The 16,384-nt window shown below is 57.8% G+C and carries 14 protein-coding genes and 2 tRNA genes; 4 read left to right on the top strand and 12 right to left on the bottom strand.

Going from position 1 to position 16,384, the window contains the following annotated elements; all coding sequences use genetic code 11:
• Window positions 1–65: 65 nt before the first annotated feature.
• From infB to rlmE, 10 genes are all read right to left on the bottom strand, one after another.
• Window positions 66–2,753 carry a translation initiation factor IF-2 gene (infB, locus tag WA302_RS19720; RefSeq protein ID WP_004933511.1) on the bottom strand — a complete coding sequence of 896 codons (2,688 nt, stop codon included), beginning with the start codon at window positions 2,751–2,753 and terminating at the stop codon, window positions 66–68.
• Window positions 2,754–2,776: 23 nt separating this feature from the next.
• A complete protein-coding gene (gene nusA / locus WA302_RS19715; protein ID WP_019453340.1) occupies window positions 2,777–4,285 on the bottom strand; it encodes a transcription termination factor NusA in 1,509 nt (502 codons plus the stop codon).
• Between the two features lie 21 nt (window positions 4,286–4,306).
• A complete protein-coding gene (rimP, locus tag WA302_RS19710) occupies window positions 4,307–4,759 on the bottom strand; it encodes a ribosome maturation factor RimP (protein WP_004933515.1) in 453 nt (150 codons plus the stop codon).
• Window positions 4,760–4,976: 217 nt separating this feature from the next.
• A tRNA-Met gene (locus WA302_RS19705) sits at window positions 4,977–5,053 on the bottom strand.
• Between the two features lie 60 nt (window positions 5,054–5,113).
• Window positions 5,114–5,200, bottom strand: a tRNA-Leu gene (locus WA302_RS19700).
• 69 nt (window positions 5,201–5,269) lie between these two features.
• Complete coding sequence (gene secG, locus WA302_RS19695) at window positions 5,270–5,605, bottom strand: preprotein translocase subunit SecG (RefSeq protein WP_004933519.1); 336 nt, start codon at window positions 5,603–5,605, stop codon at window positions 5,270–5,272.
• Between the two features lie 220 nt (window positions 5,606–5,825).
• On the bottom strand, window positions 5,826–7,163 hold the full coding sequence (gene glmM, locus WA302_RS19690; protein WP_025305053.1) for a phosphoglucosamine mutase: 1,338 nt from the start codon (window positions 7,161–7,163) through the stop codon (window positions 5,826–5,828).
• A 4-nt stretch (window positions 7,164–7,167) separates the two neighbouring features.
• Window positions 7,168–8,004 carry a dihydropteroate synthase gene (folP, locus tag WA302_RS19685; protein WP_025305052.1) on the bottom strand — a complete coding sequence of 279 codons (837 nt, stop codon included), beginning with the start codon at window positions 8,002–8,004 and terminating at the stop codon, window positions 7,168–7,170.
• Window positions 8,005–8,096: 92 nt separating this feature from the next.
• Complete coding sequence (gene ftsH, locus WA302_RS19680; RefSeq protein ID WP_004933529.1) at window positions 8,097–10,028, bottom strand: ATP-dependent zinc metalloprotease FtsH; 1,932 nt, start codon at window positions 10,026–10,028, stop codon at window positions 8,097–8,099.
• Between the two features lie 56 nt (window positions 10,029–10,084).
• Window positions 10,085–10,714: a 23S rRNA (uridine(2552)-2'-O)-methyltransferase RlmE gene (gene rlmE, locus WA302_RS19675; RefSeq protein ID WP_004933533.1), complete on the bottom strand. Its 630-nt coding sequence runs from the start codon at window positions 10,712–10,714 to the stop codon at window positions 10,085–10,087.
• A 143-nt stretch (window positions 10,715–10,857) separates the two neighbouring features.
• On the opposite strand from rlmE, the gene yhbY reads away from it, so the two are divergent.
• Window positions 10,858–11,151 carry a ribosome assembly RNA-binding protein YhbY gene (gene yhbY / locus WA302_RS19670; RefSeq protein WP_004933536.1) on the top strand — a complete coding sequence of 98 codons (294 nt, stop codon included), beginning with the start codon at window positions 10,858–10,860 and terminating at the stop codon, window positions 11,149–11,151.
• A gap of 112 nt (window positions 11,152–11,263) precedes the next feature.
• On the opposite strand, the gene greA is transcribed toward yhbY, so the two are convergent.
• Window positions 11,264–11,740 carry a transcription elongation factor GreA gene (gene greA / locus WA302_RS19665; RefSeq protein WP_025305051.1) on the bottom strand — a complete coding sequence of 159 codons (477 nt, stop codon included), beginning with the start codon at window positions 11,738–11,740 and terminating at the stop codon, window positions 11,264–11,266.
• A 256-nt stretch (window positions 11,741–11,996) separates the two neighbouring features.
• On the opposite strand from greA, the gene dacB reads away from it, so the two are divergent.
• Genes dacB through pmrB form a run of 3 tightly spaced genes read left to right on the top strand, consistent with a single transcriptional unit; the run spans window position 11,997 to window position 15,159 of the window.
• On the top strand, window positions 11,997–13,430 hold the full coding sequence (dacB, locus tag WA302_RS19660; protein ID WP_025305050.1) for a serine-type D-Ala-D-Ala carboxypeptidase: 1,434 nt from the start codon (window positions 11,997–11,999) through the stop codon (window positions 13,428–13,430).
• Window positions 13,431–13,438: 8 nt separating this feature from the next.
• Complete coding sequence (gene pmrA / locus WA302_RS19655; RefSeq protein WP_025305049.1) at window positions 13,439–14,101, top strand: two-component system response regulator PmrA; 663 nt, start codon at window positions 13,439–13,441, stop codon at window positions 14,099–14,101.
• Window positions 14,098–15,159 (top strand): two-component system sensor histidine kinase PmrB, encoded by a 1,062-nt coding sequence (gene pmrB / locus WA302_RS19650; protein WP_025305048.1) that lies wholly within the window; start codon window positions 14,098–14,100, stop codon window positions 15,157–15,159. Before pmrA ends, pmrB begins: the two co-directional genes overlap by 4 nt.
• Window positions 15,160–15,195: 36 nt before the next feature.
• Here pmrB and cgtA read toward each other — a convergent pair whose 3' ends face one another.
• Window positions 15,196–16,368 (bottom strand): Obg family GTPase CgtA, encoded by a 1,173-nt coding sequence (gene cgtA, locus WA302_RS19645; RefSeq protein ID WP_025305047.1) that lies wholly within the window; start codon window positions 16,366–16,368, stop codon window positions 15,196–15,198.
• Window positions 16,369–16,384: the final 16 nt, after the last annotated feature.

The following is a 16,384-nucleotide window of genomic DNA, read 5'->3' as shown; positions in this document are numbered from 1 at the left end:
ATTCTCCAGACAAATCGGGGGGCACAAAGGCCCCCCGTAAACAGATATAAGCAGATGTGCAATCGTTAAGCGATGGTGCGTTGGATCTCAATGATTTCGAACACTTCGATCATGTCGCCGACGCGCACGTCGTTATAGTTCTTAACGCCGATACCACATTCCATGCCGTTACGGACTTCGTTAACGTCATCTTTGAAGCGGCGCAGGGATTCCAGCTCGCCTTCATAGATAACCACGTTGTCGCGCAGTACGCGGATTGGGTTGTGACGCTTGATGGTCCCTTCGGTAACCATACAGCCGGCGATAGCGCCGAACTTAGGCGATTTGAACACGTCGCGCACTTCGGCCAGGCCGATGATCTGCTGCTTGTATTCCGGCGCCAGCATACCGCTCATCGCCTGCTTCACTTCGTCGATCAGGTTATAGATCACGGAGTAGTAACGCAGATCCAGGCTTTCCGCTTCGATCACGCGGCGCGCAGAAGCGTCGGCACGCACGTTGAAGCCCAGGATGATGGCGTTGGAAGCCGCAGCCAGCGTCGCGTCGGTTTCGGTGATCCCACCTACGCCGGAGCCGACAATCTTCACCTTCACTTCGTCGGTAGAGAGTTTCAGCAGCGAGTCGCTGATCGCTTCGCAAGAACCCTGCACATCGGACTTCAGTACGATGTTCAGCTCGGACACTTCGCCGTCGGTCATGTTGGCGAACATGTTTTCCAGCTTGGACTTCTGCTGACGCGCCAGTTTGACTTCGCGGAACTTGCCCTGACGATACAGCGCCACTTCACGCGCTTTCTTCTCGTCGCGCACCACGGTCGCTTCGTCACCCGCTGCAGGCACGCTGGACAGACCCAGGATTTCCACAGGGATAGACGGACCGGCAGAGGTCACTTCACGGCCCAGCTCGTCGCGCATCGCACGCACACGGCCGTATTCGAAGCCGCACAGGACGATGTCGCCCTTGTTCAGCGTACCTTCCTGAACCAGTACGGTAGCCACTGGGCCACGACCTTTATCCAGGAAGGACTCGATCACTACGCCGCTCGCCATGCCGCTGCGTACCGCTTTCAGTTCCAGAACTTCGGCCTGCAGCAGGATAGCCTGCAGCAGCTCGTCGATACCGGTACCGGCTTTCGCGGACACGTGAACGAACTGCGCTTCGCCGCCCCACTCTTCCGGCATAACGCCGTACTGAGACAGTTCCTGCTTAACGCGGTCCGGATCGGCTTCCGGCTTGTCGATTTTGTTCACCGCAACCACCAACGGCACCTGCGCCGCTTTCGCGTGCTGGATAGCTTCGATGGTCTGTGGCATCACGCCGTCGTCGGCCGCCACCACCAGAACCACGATGTCAGTCGCCTGAGCACCACGAGCACGCATCGAGGTAAACGCGGCGTGGCCCGGGGTATCCAGGAAGGTGATCATGCCGTTCTCGGTTTCTACGTGGTAGGCACCGATGTGCTGGGTAATGCCGCCGGCTTCGCCCGCCGCCACTTTGGTGGAGCGGATGTAGTCCAGCAGAGAGGTTTTACCGTGGTCAACGTGGCCCATGATGGTCACGACCGGCGCGCGCGGCTCAGCCGCAGCGCCCGTATCACGGTCGCTCATCAGCGCTTCTTCCAGCTCGTTTTCACGACGCAGAATAACTTTGTGGCCCATCTCTTCGGCAACCAGCTGTGCGGTTTCCTGGTCGATAACCTGGTTGATGGTGGCCATCGCGCCCAGCTTCATCATCACTTTGATGACCTGAGAACCTTTTACCGCCATCTTGTTGGCCAGCTCGGCCACGGTGATGGTTTCACCGATCACCACGTCACGGTTAACCACCTGCGCCGGCTTGTTGAAGCCCTGCTGCAGAGCGCTAGGCTTGCGTTTGCCTTTACCGCCACGGGTAACGGCACGCGCTTCTTCGCGATCCGCTTTGGATTCGGACAGCTTGTTGCCTTTCTTCTGCTTGGTCGCTTTGCCGCCGCGGGTGCGGCTACGACGATCGCCTTCAACTTTGGCGTCGTTTTCGTCTTCTGCGGCACGCGCATGCTGAGAGGTGGTCACGTGATAGTCGGCACTTTCAACCGCAGCGCTTGCCGCGTCGGCCTGGGCCCACTTCTCGCCGTTCTCTTCGGCCATGCGACGGGCTTCTTCCGCCACGCGCTTGGCTTCCTCTTCAACCTTGCGGCGCACTTCCTCTTCCGCTTTACGTTTCAGTTCAGCGGCTTCGGCTTCACGGCGTGCTTTTTCCGCCTGAGCTGGCTTGGTCATTTCGTCGGTATGTTGATTGGTCACTTTTTCTTTTTCCGCTGAATTACGCTTAGCAATCTCCGCGGCCTCACGTTTGGCTTGCTCTTCGGCTGCGCGCTTCGCTTCCGCTTCGCGTTTTGCGAGCTCTTCCGCTTCGCGCCGTGCCTGCTCTTCCGCTTCACGCTGTGCCTGCTCTGCCGCTTCAGCCAACTGGGCTTCCTGCGTATCGCGATTTACATAAGTGCGTTTCTTGCGGACCTCAATTTGCACCGATTTACTTTTACCGCCGGTGCTCGGGATATTCAAGGTGCTGCGCGTTTTGCGCTGCAAAGTGAGTTTACCTGGCGCGCTGCCGTGTTCACGGTTCAGGTGCGCCAGCAATGTTTCTTTTTCTTGCTGGGTAACAGAGTCCGACTCGGACTTGTTGATCCCTGCATCAGCAAACTGCTGTACCAGGCGATCAACCGGAGTCTGAATCTCTGCTGCCAGCGATTTTACGGTTACATCTGTCGTCATGCTGTTCCTTCCTGCTACAGTTATTACGCGTTGTCGCCAAACCAACAGATATTGCGTGCAGCCATGATCAGCTCACCGGCTTGCTCATCGCTAAGCCCTTCAATATCAGCCAGATCGTCAACACCCTGCTCGGCAAGATCTTCCAGCGTACAAACCCCACGCGCGGCCAGTTTAAAGGCCATGCTGCGCTCAAGACCCGGCAGGTTGAGCAAATCGTCGGCCGGTTTGTTGTCGCCCAGGCTTTCTTCTTGTGCCAGGGCCAGCGTGGTCAATGCAGCTTTGGCGCGTTCGCGCAATGCTTCAACCGTATCTTCATCCAGACCGTCGATTTCCAACAGCTCTTTGATCGGCACGTAGGCCAGCTCTTCCAGCGTGGAGAAGCCTTCTTCAACCAGTACGGTGGCGAAATCTTCGTCGATATCAAGATACTTGGTGAAGGTATCAATAGCGGCATGAGCCTCGGCCTGGTGCTTGGCCTGCAGGTCGTCCGCCGTCATCACGTTCAGTTCCCAACGATCGTCGCCGCGGTGTTGTTTCAGCAGCTGGGAAGCCAAACGCACGTTTTGGCCGTTACGGCCGATCGCCTGTGCCAGGTTGCTGGCTTCAACGGCGATATCCATGGTGCAGTTATCTTCGTCTACCACGATCGACGCGACGTCGGCCGGCGCCATGGCGTTGATGACGAATTGCGCGGGGTTATCATCCCACAGGATGATGTCGATGCGTTCGCCGCCGAGCTCGCTCGACACGGCCTGAACGCGCGCACCGCGCATACCTACGCAGGCGCCGACCGGGTCGATGCGCTTGTCGTTGGTTTTCACTGCAATTTTCGCGCGAGAGCCTGGATCGCGGGCTGCCGCTTTAATTTCGATCACTTCTTCGCCGATTTCCGGCACTTCGATGCGGAACAGTTCTTTCAGCATTTCCGAGCTGGAACGGCTGACGAACAGCTGCGCGCCGCGAGCTTCAGGACGCACGGCGTACAGTACGCCGCGAATGCGATCGCCCGGACGGAAGTTTTCGCGCGGCAGCATGTCTTCACGGCCAATCACCGCTTCGGCGTTGTTGCCCAGATCCAGCGCGATGCTGTCACGGTTCACTTTCTTCACCACGCCGGTGACGATCTCACCTTCGTGTTCACGGAAAGCGTCGACCACCATCGCACGCTCGGCTTCACGTACTTTCTGCACGATAACCTGCTTGGCGGTTTGGGTGGTGATACGGTCAAAGGTCACAGATTCGATCTGATCTTCGACGTAGCCGCCGAGCTCGATGCTCGGATCTTCAAACTGAGCGGCTTCCAGCGTGATTTCACGCGTCGGCTGAGTCACTTCGTCTACGGCGACCCAACGGCGGAAGGTGTCGAAATCGCCGGTTCTACGGTCAATGCTGACGCGCACGTCGATTTCCTGCTCGTATTTTTTCTTGGTTGCGGTGGCTAATGCAGTTTCCAGCGCTTCGAAAATCTTCTCGCGCGGAAGGGATTTTTCATTGGAAACTGCTTCAACAACAGCCAGAATCTCTTTGTTCATCCTAGTTGCCTCTTCCAAACTTTAAAAGTGGGGTACCAGGTTCGCTTTCTGGATGTTGCTCAGCGCGAACACTTCATCTTTCCCTTCCACAGTAACCGTGATCATCTCGCCTTCGACAGACTTGATAATACCCTGCCACTTGCGACGGTTCTGTACCGCCATGCGCAGGACCAGGCTGACTTCTTCACCGAGGTAACGCGTATAGTGTTCTGCGGTGAACATCGGGCGATCAAGGCCAGGAGAGGAGACTTCCAAGTTGTAAGCGACCGTGATTGGATCTTCGACGTCCAATACAGCGCTGACCTGGTGGCTGACATCAGCGCAATCATCAACATTGATGCCGTTATCACTATCAATATAGATGCGGAGCGTCGATTGGCGCGCACGAATGAATTCGATGCCTACAAGCTCAAAGCCCAACGCTTCTACGGGTGCCGAAAGCATCTCTGTTAACTGTTGCTCTAATGTGGACAAGCCCACCCCCAAGACATAAAAAAAGGGCTAAATAGCCCAGTGATTCTGTTGCCAAATAACAAAAAACCCCGAAAAATCGGGGCTTTATGCAACTGGACCCTGTTTGCCGCTAGGCGGCCTCGGTACAACTTTCGAGCAAGTGTCATTTTCAAATGTTGATCGAGAAAAGCGGGTTTCAATCGAAAAGTGTATTTGAAAATAAACACTTAAAGGAAAGTGGTTGCGGGGGCCGGATTTGAACCGACGACCTTCGGGTTATGAGCCCGACGAGCTACCAGGCTGCTCCACCCCGCGTCCGAAAACGTGGCAAATACTACGCCGATAATCGCAAAATTGCAAGTTATCTCTGGGATTTGGTACCGAGGATGGGACTCGAACCCACAAGCCCGTTAGGGCACTACCACCTCAAGGTAGCGTGTCTACCAATTCCACCACCTCGGTACGGATTCTTACTGCTAACGGCCGTTGTTCCTTCGAGTTCACAACCACCGTTTACAAACTTTTTGCGGCTTACTGCGGGATGTCGCTGCTCGGCTTAGCTGGTGCTGCCGGCGCGGTCGTCTGCTCAGTTTTCACTGGCTGACCCAGGTTTTCCCACTCACTGCCTTTCTTGCTTTGGTTGCTGCTGAGGTTGCCCAGAATCAGGCTGATGACGAAGAACAGCGTCGCCAGCACAGCAGTCATGCGGGTCATAAAGTTACCGGAACCACTCGAACCGAACAATGTGCCTGATGCACCTGCTCCGAAAGAGGCTCCCATATCAGCGCCTTTACCTTGCTGTAGCATAATCAGAGCAACCAGCCCGATTGAGATCAGCAGGAAAATTACCAGAAGAGCTTCGTACATAGTAGTACCCGTATCCTTGCGGCCTCACCGCATGCCAAATGCTTCACACTCATCAAGCAGGCGTTTTTACAAACTGCCTACTGAAGCGGGTGTGAATACTAACCAAAGCCGCCAACCCACGCAAGGGCAATTTGCTGCCGCCGGCGCGTTTGCGGAAAAAAACGCCAACAATCATCTATTCGGGCTCAGCGATGCCAAGCCCGATGGCTAACTGTCTGTTTTAACCTGCTGATTTCACCGCATCGGCGATGCGATGCGCCAGCGCGGTCACCTGCTGCTCGTCCTCGCCTTCCACCATCACGCGGATCAGCGGCTCGGTGCCCGATTTACGCAGCAGCACCCGGCCACGGCCGGCCAACTCGGTTTCCACCTGCTCGGTGACCTTACGCACCGCTTCAGATTCCAGCGGATTATGCTCGCCGGCGAAGCGGACGTTGACCAGGATCTGCGGCAGCAGCTTCATGCCGCTGCACAGGTCATGCAGGCTCATGTGGTTGCGCACCATGGCAGTCAGCACCTGCAGCCCGGCCACGATGCCGTCGCCGGTGGTGGTTTTGTCCAGCAGGATCACATGGCCGGAGTTTTCCGCACCGATGCGCCAGCCCAGTTCCTGCAGTTTCTCCAGCACGTAACGGTCGCCCACTTTGGCGCGAGCGAACGGAATACCCAGCTGTTTCAGCGCCAGCTCCAGCCCCATATTACTCATCAGGGTACCGACCGCGCCGCCGCGCAGCTGCCCCTGACGCAGGCCTTCGCGGGCGATGATGTACAGGATCTGATCGCCATCCACCTTGTTGCCGAGGTGATCCACCATCATCACGCGGTCGCCGTCGCCGTCAAACGCCAGGCCAACGTGCGCTTTTTCCTGCAGCACGCGCTCCTGCAGCTGACGCACGTCGGTAGCACCGCATTTTTCGTTGATATTCATACCGTCCGGCTCAACACCGATGGCGATCACCGTGGCGCCCAGTTCGCGCAGCACGCTCGGCGCAATGTGGTAAGTCGCCCCGTTGGCGCAGTCGACCACGATTTTCAGCCCCTTCAGGCTCAGCTCGCTCGGGAAGGTACCTTTGCAGAATTCGATGTAACGGCCGGCGGCGTCGATGATACGGCTGGCTTTACCCAGCTCGGCGGACTCCACGCAGGTCAGCGGTTTTTCCATCTCGGCTTCAATTGCCTCTTCGACGTTGTCCGGCAGTTTGGCGCCGTCGATTGAGAAGAACTTGATACCGTTGTCATAGAACGGGTTATGCGAAGCGGAAATGACAATGCCTGCTTCGGCACGGAAGGTACGCGTCAGGTAGGCCACCGCCGGCGTGGGCATCGGCCCGGTGAAGGAGGCGGACAATCCAGCGGCCGCCAGACCGGCTTCCAGAGCGGACTCCAGCATATAGCCGGAGATGCGCGTATCCTTACCGATGATGATCTTGCGGGAACCGTGACGCGCCAGCACTTTACCGGCCGCCCAGCCCAGCTTCAGCACGAAGTCCGGCGTGATGGGGCTGTCCCCGACCTTGCCACGGATGCCGTCGGTGCCAAAATATTTGCGCTCGCTCATGTCTCTACTGTCCCTTAGCTGAAAGTGTTGCCTCGACGACACGCATCGCCTCGACGGTTTCTTTAACGTCATGCACTCTGACAATCTGCGCACCCTGCATCGCCGCGATTACCGCGCAGGCCACGCTGCCGATAACCCGTTGATCCGGCGGCACGTTCAGCAGTTGCCCAATCATCGATTTACGCGACATGCCGACCAATAGCGGCAAACCGAAACGATGAAACTCCGACAACCGTGCCAGAAGCTGATAGTTGTGCGCCAAATTTTTACCGAAACCGAAGCCTGGGTCGAGCAGCAATTTCTGATTTGTTATCCCCGCCTCGTTACAGCGCTGAATATGATGCTCGAAAAACGCCTGAACATCGGTAATCAGGTCATCGTAATGCGGCGCCTGCTGCATGGTGCGCGGCTGCCCTTGCATATGCATCAGACAGACCGGCAGACCGCTTTCCGCCGCCGCCGCCAGGGCACCCGGCTCCTGCAGCGAACGAATGTCGTTAATCAGATGTGCGCCTGCATGCGCCGATTCGCGGATCACGCCCGCTTTCGAGGTATCGACCGAGATGAAGACTTCGAAGCGCTGCGCCAGCGCTTCCACCACCGGCACGACCCGTTCCAATTCTTCCTCTTCACTCACCTCAGCTGCCCCCGGCCTTGTCGATTCGCCGCCGATATCGATCATCGTGGCACCGGCCGAAATCAGCGCATGCGCGTGGAGCAGCGCCTGGTTCAGGGTGTTGTGACGGCCGCCGTCGGAAAACGAATCCGGCGTCACATTGAGGATACCCATCACCTGCGGATAGGAGAGGTTGAGCGTCATGTCGCGCACGGTTAACTGCATGGTTGGTCCACCTTACTGTTGCCTGGTTCACTGCCCGCCGGGCAAAAAAAAACCCCGGCGTACCGGGGTTTGATGTTATTACACAGCCGCTGTTACTTGTCGAGCTGTTCGGACATGGTGTTGCCCGGCGTTGGGGTGCGCGGCTCATCTACCGGCGTCGGGGCTTTCGGAGTGCCACCGTTGTCGGAGCTGTTGCCTTTGTTCGCATCGTCCCAGCCCGCCGGCGGACGCACGTCTTTGCGGTTCATCAGATCGTCGATCTGCGGCGCATCGATAGTTTCATACTTCATCAGCGCATCCTTCATCGAATGCAGGATGTCCATATTTTCCATCAACAGCGAACGAGCACGCGTGTAGTTACGTTCGATCAGCGACTTCACTTCCTGGTCGATGATACGCGCGGTTTCATCCGACATGTGCTTCGCCTTGGCCACGGAACGGCCCAGGAACACTTCACCCTCTTCTTCCGCATACAGCAGCGGCCCCAGCTTCTCTGAGAAGCCCCATTGGGTCACCATGTTGCGGGCAATGGAGGTCGCCACTTTAATGTCGTTCGACGCACCGGTAGAGACTTTTTCCGGCCCGTAGATGATCTCTTCCGCCAGACGACCGCCGTACAGGGTGGAGATTTGGCTCTCCAGCTTCTGACGGCTGGCGCTGATCGCATCCCCTTCCGGCAGGAAGAAGGTCACACCGAGCGCCCGACCACGAGGAATGATGGTGACCTTGTGTACCGGATCGTGTTCAGGAACCAGGCGGCCAATGATGGCGTGGCCCGCTTCGTGATACGCGGTCGACTCTTTCTGCGCTTCGGTCATCACCATGGAGCGACGTTCCGCACCCATCATGATCTTGTCTTTGGCTTTTTCGAACTCCACCATCGACACCACGCGCTTGTTGCCGCGGGCGGCGAACAGCGCCGCTTCGTTGACCAGGTTGGCCAGGTCGGCACCGGAGAAGCCCGGCGTACCGCGCGCAATGACGGAGGCGTCGATGTCGGCAGCCAACGGCACGCGGCGCATGTGCACCTTCAGGATCTGCTCACGGCCACGCACATCCGGCAGCCCGACCACGACCTGACGGTCGAAACGGCCCGGGCGCAGCAGCGCAGGGTCAAGCACGTCTGGACGGTTGGTCGCCGCGATGACGATGATGCCCTCGTTGCCTTCGAAACCGTCCATCTCAACCAGCATCTGGTTCAGGGTCTGCTCACGCTCATCGTGACCGCCACCCAGGCCGGCGCCACGCTGGCGACCGACGGCGTCGATTTCATCGATGAAGATGATGCACGGCGCAGCTTTCTTCGCTTGTTCGAACATGTCGCGCACGCGGGATGCACCCACGCCGACGAACATTTCGACGAAGTCGGAACCGGAAATGGTGAAGAACGGTACCTTCGCTTCGCCGGCGATCGCTTTCGCCAACAGCGTTTTACCGGTCCCCGGCGGGCCAACCATCAGCACGCCTTTCGGGATCTTGCCGCCCAGCTTCTGGAAACGGCTCGGTTCGCGCAGGTATTCCACCAGTTCGCTCACCTCTTCTTTCGCTTCGTCACAACCGGCGACATCGGCGAAAGTGGTCTTGATCTGGTCTTCCGTCAGCATGCGGGCCTTGCTCTTGCCGAAGGACATCGCGCCCTTGCCGCCGCCGCCCTGCATTTGCCGCATAAAGAAGATCCAGACCCCGATCAGCAACAGCATCGGGAACCAAGAGATAAAGATAGAAGCCAGCAGGCTCGGCTCTTCAGGCGGCTCGCCGACAACTTTCACATTCTTCGTTAACAACGTATCCAGCAACTTAGGATCGTTGACAGGGATGTAGGTCGTGTATTTGTTACTGTCTTTCTTGGTAACGTTAATTTCACGTCCGTTGATTCGCGCTTCGCGAACCTGGTCCTGGGTCAGTTCGGACATGAAGGTAGAGTAATCCACCCTACGGCCATTCGACTCGCTGGGCCCAAAGCTCTGGAATACAGACATCAACACTACCGCGATGACTAACCAGAGAATTAGGTTTTTCGCCATGTCACTCAAGGGATTAACCTCATCTTACAACTGTGTTAACAAACAGCGTTAGGGTACTACAGTTTGCGCCCTGTCGCTACAATGTACACTTCGCGCGAACGGGCGCGGGAAGCGTCTGGCTTACGAATCTTAACCTTCGTAAACAGGGAGCGAATTTCCCGTAGGTACTCGTCAAAGCCATCTCCCTGGAACACCTTCACCAGGAAACTTCCGCCTGGTGCGAGGACATCACGACACATATCCAGCGCCAACTCCACCAGATACATCGACCTTGGAATATCGACCGCCGGGGTGCCACTCATATTCGGGGCCATATCGGACATGACCACCTGAACCTTACTCTCGCCTACTCGTTCCAACAGCGCCTTCAGCACCAGTTCATCACGAAAATCGCCCTGAAGGAAATCGACGCCAACGATAGGATCCATTGGCAAAATATCACAGGCGATGATGCGCCCGGTACCGCCGATTTGGGTGACCACATACTGCGACCAGCCGCCCGGTGCGGCGCCCAGATCAACTACGGTCATTCCCGGTTTGAACAGTTTGTCGCTCTGCTGTATTTCATCAAGTTTAAACCAGGCACGGGAACGCAGTCCCTTTTTCTGCGCCTGCTGCACATATTTATCGCTAAAGTGTTCTTGTAACCAGCGACTGGAGCTAGCCGAACGCTTTTTATTAGCCATCTCGTTTTCCAACTATCATAAAAAGAGTCTTATGTCAGGGTCGCTGCTCACGTAGACTCACACCGGTGAAGACCGATTTGGTGATATACATGAGATGGCGGTAGAATGTACCGTTTTCAATCCCAACTTAAGCAAAAAAGACAATGAATCTGAATAATAAACAAAAACAGCACCTGAAAGGCCTGGCGCATCCGTTAAAACCGGTGGTAATGCTGGGCAATAACGGTCTTACCGAAGGGGTGCTGGCTGAAATTGAACAGGCTCTGGAGCATCATGAGCTGATCAAGGTAAAAATCGCCGCTGAAGATCGCGAAACCAAAACCCTGATCGCCGACGCTATCGTGCGTGAAACGGGCGCCTGCAATGTGCAAGTTATCGGCAGTACGCTTATTCTTTACCGCCCGTCGAAAGAGCGCAAGATCAGTCTACCGCGTTAATAACCATCAGGTTAACGAAAAGGTGCCATGCGCCTGACGAAGATAAAAGGCCGCTTGCGGCCTTTTTCCTATCTTTACAAAACGTTGGCGCATTAATGACCAACGGCCTCGATCAGAGATACTCGACCTTCAGGATCTCGTATTCCACGTCGCCGCCGGGGGTTTTGATCACCACCACGTCGTCTTGCTCTTTGCCGATCAGGCCGCGCGCCATCGGCGAGTTTACCGAAATCAGATTTTTCTTGAAATCGGCCTCATCGTCGCCAACGATGCGGTAAGTCACTTCTTCTTCACTGTCCAGATTCATCACCGATACGGTGGCACCGAAGATCACCCGGCCGGTGTTCGGCATCTTGGTGATATCGATCACCTGAGCATTGGACAGCTTGGCTTCGATTTCCTGAATGCGGCCTTCGCAGAAACCCTGCTGTTCACGGGCGGCATGGTACTCGGCATTCTCTTTCAAATCGCCGTGCTCACGGGCGTCAGCGATATCCGCAATGATTTTCGGGCGGCGCACGCTTTTCAGATATTCGAGCTCTTCGCGCAGTTTTTCAGCGCCAAACAAGGTCATCGGAATTTGGTTCATCGTATAAATACCTCTAAATCTTTCCTGTTCAAATAACCGTCATCCTGACGTATTCGTATGAAAACACGGTTGGCATACCGCCACCCGCCTCCAGGCGACAAACAAAAGAAACCTGACTCGGAACGAGGCCCAAGCCAAGATTGGTTTTGCATTTTGATACGCATTTTAGCCTAGAGTTCCTTGAGGGTCATCGTTTACTTTTTCCCTGATTGCACCGTAGTATGACGGCACGTTATCCAGCTGTTATCCCGAGATTATGCGTTTTTCACGAATTGTCAGTGCATTGGCTTGCGCATTTGTTCTGAATGCGAATGCGGCCCCGGTTGAAGAGTACACACAATATCTGCCTGATGGGGCCAACCTTGCCCTGGTCGTTCAGAAAATCGGTGCCGGCGCGCCGACGATCGATTATCACTCTCAGCAGATGGCGCTGCCGGCCAGTACCCAAAAAGTGCTGACCGCGCTGGCGGCCTTGCTGCAACTCGGGCCCGATTACCGTTTCACCACCACGCTGGAGAGCCAGGGCGATATCCGCGATGGCGTGCTGCGCGGCAACCTGATCGCCCGCTTCAGCGGCGATCCGACCTTCAAGCGCCAGAGCCTGCGCAATATGGTGGCCGTCCTGAAGAAACAGGGCGTGCGCCAAATCAGCGGCGACGTGCTGGTCGATACCTCGGTCTTCGCCAGCCATGACAAGGCGCCCGGCTGGCCGTGGAACGATCTGACGCAGTGCTTCAGCGCGCCGCCGGCCGCCGCCATCGTCGATCGCAACTGTTTCTCGGTCTCGCTGTACAGCGCGCCGAATCCGGGCGACATGGCGTTTATCCGCGTCGCCTCCTATTATCCAGTCAATATGTTTAGCCAGGTGCGCACCCTGGCGCGCGGCTCAGCAGACGCGCAGTACTGCGAGCTGGACGTGGTGCCGGGCGAACTGAACCGCTTTACCCTGACCGGCTGCCTGACGCAACGCAGCGAACCGCTGCCGCTGGCCTTCGCCATCCAGGACGGCGCCAGCTATGCGGGCGCAATCCTGAAAGACGAACTGACCCAGGCCGGTATCCAGATCGACGGGCACTTGAAACGCCAGACGCGTCCCGGCATCACCGGCACGGTGATCGCGCAAACTCAGTCGGCGCCGCTGCACGATCTGTTGAAGATCATGCTGAAGAAATCGGACAACATGATCGCCGATACCGTCTTCCGCACCATCGGCCACGAGCGCTTCGGCGTACCGGGCACCTGGCGAGCGGGCTCCGATGCAGTGCGGCAGGTGCTGCGCCAGAAGGCCGGCATCGATCTGGGCAATACCATTATCGCCGACGGTTCCGGCCTGTCGCGCCACAACCTGCTGGCGCCGGCGACTATGATGCAGGCGCTGCAGTACATCGCTCAGCACGACAACGAGCTGAACTTCATCTCGATGCTGCCGCTGTCCGGCTATGATGGCACCCTGCGCTACCGCGGCGGCCTGCACGAAGCCGGCGTCGACGGCAAGGTGTCGGCCAAGACCGGTGCACTGCAGGGCGTCTACAACCTGGCGGGCTTCATCACGACCGCCAGCGGCCAGCGCATGGCCTTCGTGCAGTATCTCTCCGGCTACGCCGTGCCGCCAGAAGATCAGAAACAGCGCCGCGCGCCGCTGGTGCGCTTCGAAAGCCGCCTGTATCGGGACATTTACCAAAACAACTGAGGATCGTCATGAAGCTGCTGGTCGTTGAGGATGATGAACTGTTGCAACAGGGGCTGGCACTGGCGCTGACCGGCGAAGGTTACGTCTGCGACTGCGCCACCACGGCGGCAGAGGCCAACAGCCTGCTCATCACCAGCCAATACAGCATGGTGATCCTGGATCTCGGTCTGCCGGACATGGACGGCGCCACACTGCTGCGGCAATGGCGCCGCCAGCAGATCGATCTGCCGGTGCTGATCCTGACCGCCCGCGATGCCCTAGAGGATCGCGTCGACGGGCTGGATGCCGGCGCCGATGACTACCTGGTCAAACCCTTCGCGCTGGTTGAGCTGCAGGCGCGCGTGCGCGCCCTTCTGCGGCGCTACCAGGGCCACAGCGACAATCTGATGCAGGTGGATGACCTGCAGTTGAACCTCTCCAGCCAGCAGGTCTACCTGCAGCAACAGCCGGTGGAGGTTACGCCGAAAGAGTTTGCCATTCTGGCGCGCCTGATTATGCGTGCCGGGCAGACGGTCAATCGTGAACTCCTGCAGCAGGATCTCTACACCTGGCAGGACGACCTGGGTTCCAACACGCTGGAAGTGCACATCCACAACCTGCGCCGCAAACTAGGCAAGGATCGCATCCGCACCGTGCGCGGCATCGGCTATCGCCTGGAACCCTCGTCATGATCAGCATGCGCCGCCGCCTGCTGCTGATGCTGGCGCTGATCCTGCTGGTCACGCAACTCATCAGCGCCTTCTGGCTGTGGCACGAAAGCCAGGAGCAGATCAGTTTCCTGGTGGATGAAACCCTGTCCGCCAAAGTGCGTACCGAGCGCGTCGATACCGAGATCGCCGAGGCCATCGCGTCGCTGCTGGCGCCTTCGCTGATCATGATGGTCGTCACGCTGCTGGCGTCGTTTTGGGCCATCAGCTGGATCATCCGCCCGCTAAACCAATTGCAGCAGCGGCTGGAAAAGCGCTCTGCCGATAACCTGACGCCGCTGCCAATCACCAGCGACAGCCAGGAAATGGTAGCGGTCACCAATGCACTCAATCAGTTGTTCTCACGGCTGGATAACACCATTCAACAGGAACGCCTGTTCACTGCCGACGCCGCCCACGAGCTGCGCACGCCGCTGGCCGGCATCCGCCTGCACCTGGAACTGATGGAAAAGCAGGGCGTCAAGGGCAGCCAGGCGCTGATCGCCCGCATCGATCAACTGATGCACACCGTCGAGCAGCTGCTGATGCTGTCGCGCGCCGGGCAAGACTTCGCCAGCGGCCATTATCAGCATTTCGATTGGGTGGCCGATGTGATCCAACCGCTGCGCGAAGAACTCGACGAAATGACCGCCCAACGCGGGCAGACGCTGGATTGGCAATTGCCGGCCGTCGCCGCGGTGAACGGCGATCCGGTGCTGCTGCGGTTGCTGCTGCGCAACCTGGTCGAAAATGCCCACCGTTACGGCCCGGAAGGCGGCGCGATACAGGTGCGATTAACGCCGCAAGACAGCGGCTATCTGCTGCAGGTCATCGACGATGGCCCGGGTATCAAGGAAGAGATGGTTGGGGAGCTGACGCAGGCGTTTCGCCGCATGGATCAACGCTACGGCGGCAGCGGACTGGGCCTGAATATCGTGATCCGCATCGCGCAACTGCACCAGGGGCGATTGACGCTGGAAAACCGCCGCGATGCGCGCGGCCTGAACGCCCAGTGCTGGTTGCCGGAAAAGGCGCTCAAATAACAAGGGCCCAGCGTTGCTGAGCCCTTTATCACCGAATTACTTCTGGTAAATGATTTCGACGCCTTCGTCGTCGTCTTCGTCCCAGTCGTCATCCCAGTCATCTTCCGCTTCGGCTTCCACCTCCGCGATTTGCTCGCGGTGGTAGTCATCCCACATGAATTCGACTTTTTCCGGCGCGCTTTCTTCGATCGCCATCGCTTTCGGCTGAGTGTTGATGAAGTTCATCACGTCCCAGCACAGCGCGTTGACGCCTTCGCGGTTGGCGGCGGAGATCATGTAGTACTTCCCTTCCCAACCCATGCCTTCCACAATCGCTTTGGCGCGTTCGGCAGCTTCTTCCTCACCAATCACATCAATTTTGTTGAACACCAGCCAGCGTGGCTTCTGCGCCAGATTTTCGCTGTATTGGTTCAACTCGTTGATGATCACTTTGGCGTTTTCCACCGGATCGGTTTCGTCGATCGGCGCGATGTCCACCAGGTGCAACAGCACGCGGCAACGCTCCAGGTGTTTCAGGAAGCGAATCCCCAGGCCCGCCCCTTCGGAGGCCCCCTCGATCAACCCCGGAATGTCGGCAACCACAAAGCTCTGCTCGTGGTCCATACGCACCACGCCCAGGCTCGGTACCAGCGTGGTGAACGGATAATCGGCCACCTTAGGTTTGGCAGCAGACACCGCGCGGATGAAGGTCGATTTACCGGCGTTCGGCAGCCCCAGCATGCCCACATCGGCCAGCAGCAACAGCTCCAGCAACAGGTCACGCGCTTCGCCCGCGGTACCCAGCGTCTTCTGACGCGGCGCGCGGTTGACCGAAGATTTGAAACGGGTGTTGCCCAGACCGTGCCAGCCGCCTTTGGCGACCATCAGCTTCTGCTCGTGACGCGTCATGTCGCCGAGGATCTCGCCGGTGCCCTGATCCTTCACGCGCGTGCCGACCGGCACCTTGATGATGACGTCTTTACCGCGTTTGCCGGTACAGTCGCGGCTCTGGCCATTCTGGCCGCGCTCGGCGCGGAAAGACTTCTCAAAGCGGTAGTCGATCAGGGTGTTGAGGTTCTCATCCGCCAGCAGGTAAACGTCGCCGCCGTCACCGCCGTCACCGCCGTCAGGCCCACCGTTCGGGATATATTTTTCGCGGCGGAAGCTGACGCACCCGTTGCCGCCGTCGCCTGCAACGACCAGAATCGCTGCTTCATCTACAAACTTCATTTACCGTCTCCGTAAA

Origin of the sequence: Serratia sp. 201 (assembly GCF_037027545.1) — a bacterium.
In the GTDB taxonomy this organism is placed as follows: domain Bacteria; phylum Pseudomonadota; class Gammaproteobacteria; order Enterobacterales; family Enterobacteriaceae; genus Serratia; species Serratia bockelmannii.
Note: the sequence above shows the minus strand (reverse complement) of the source record. Positions and strands in the feature narration are given on the sequence as shown.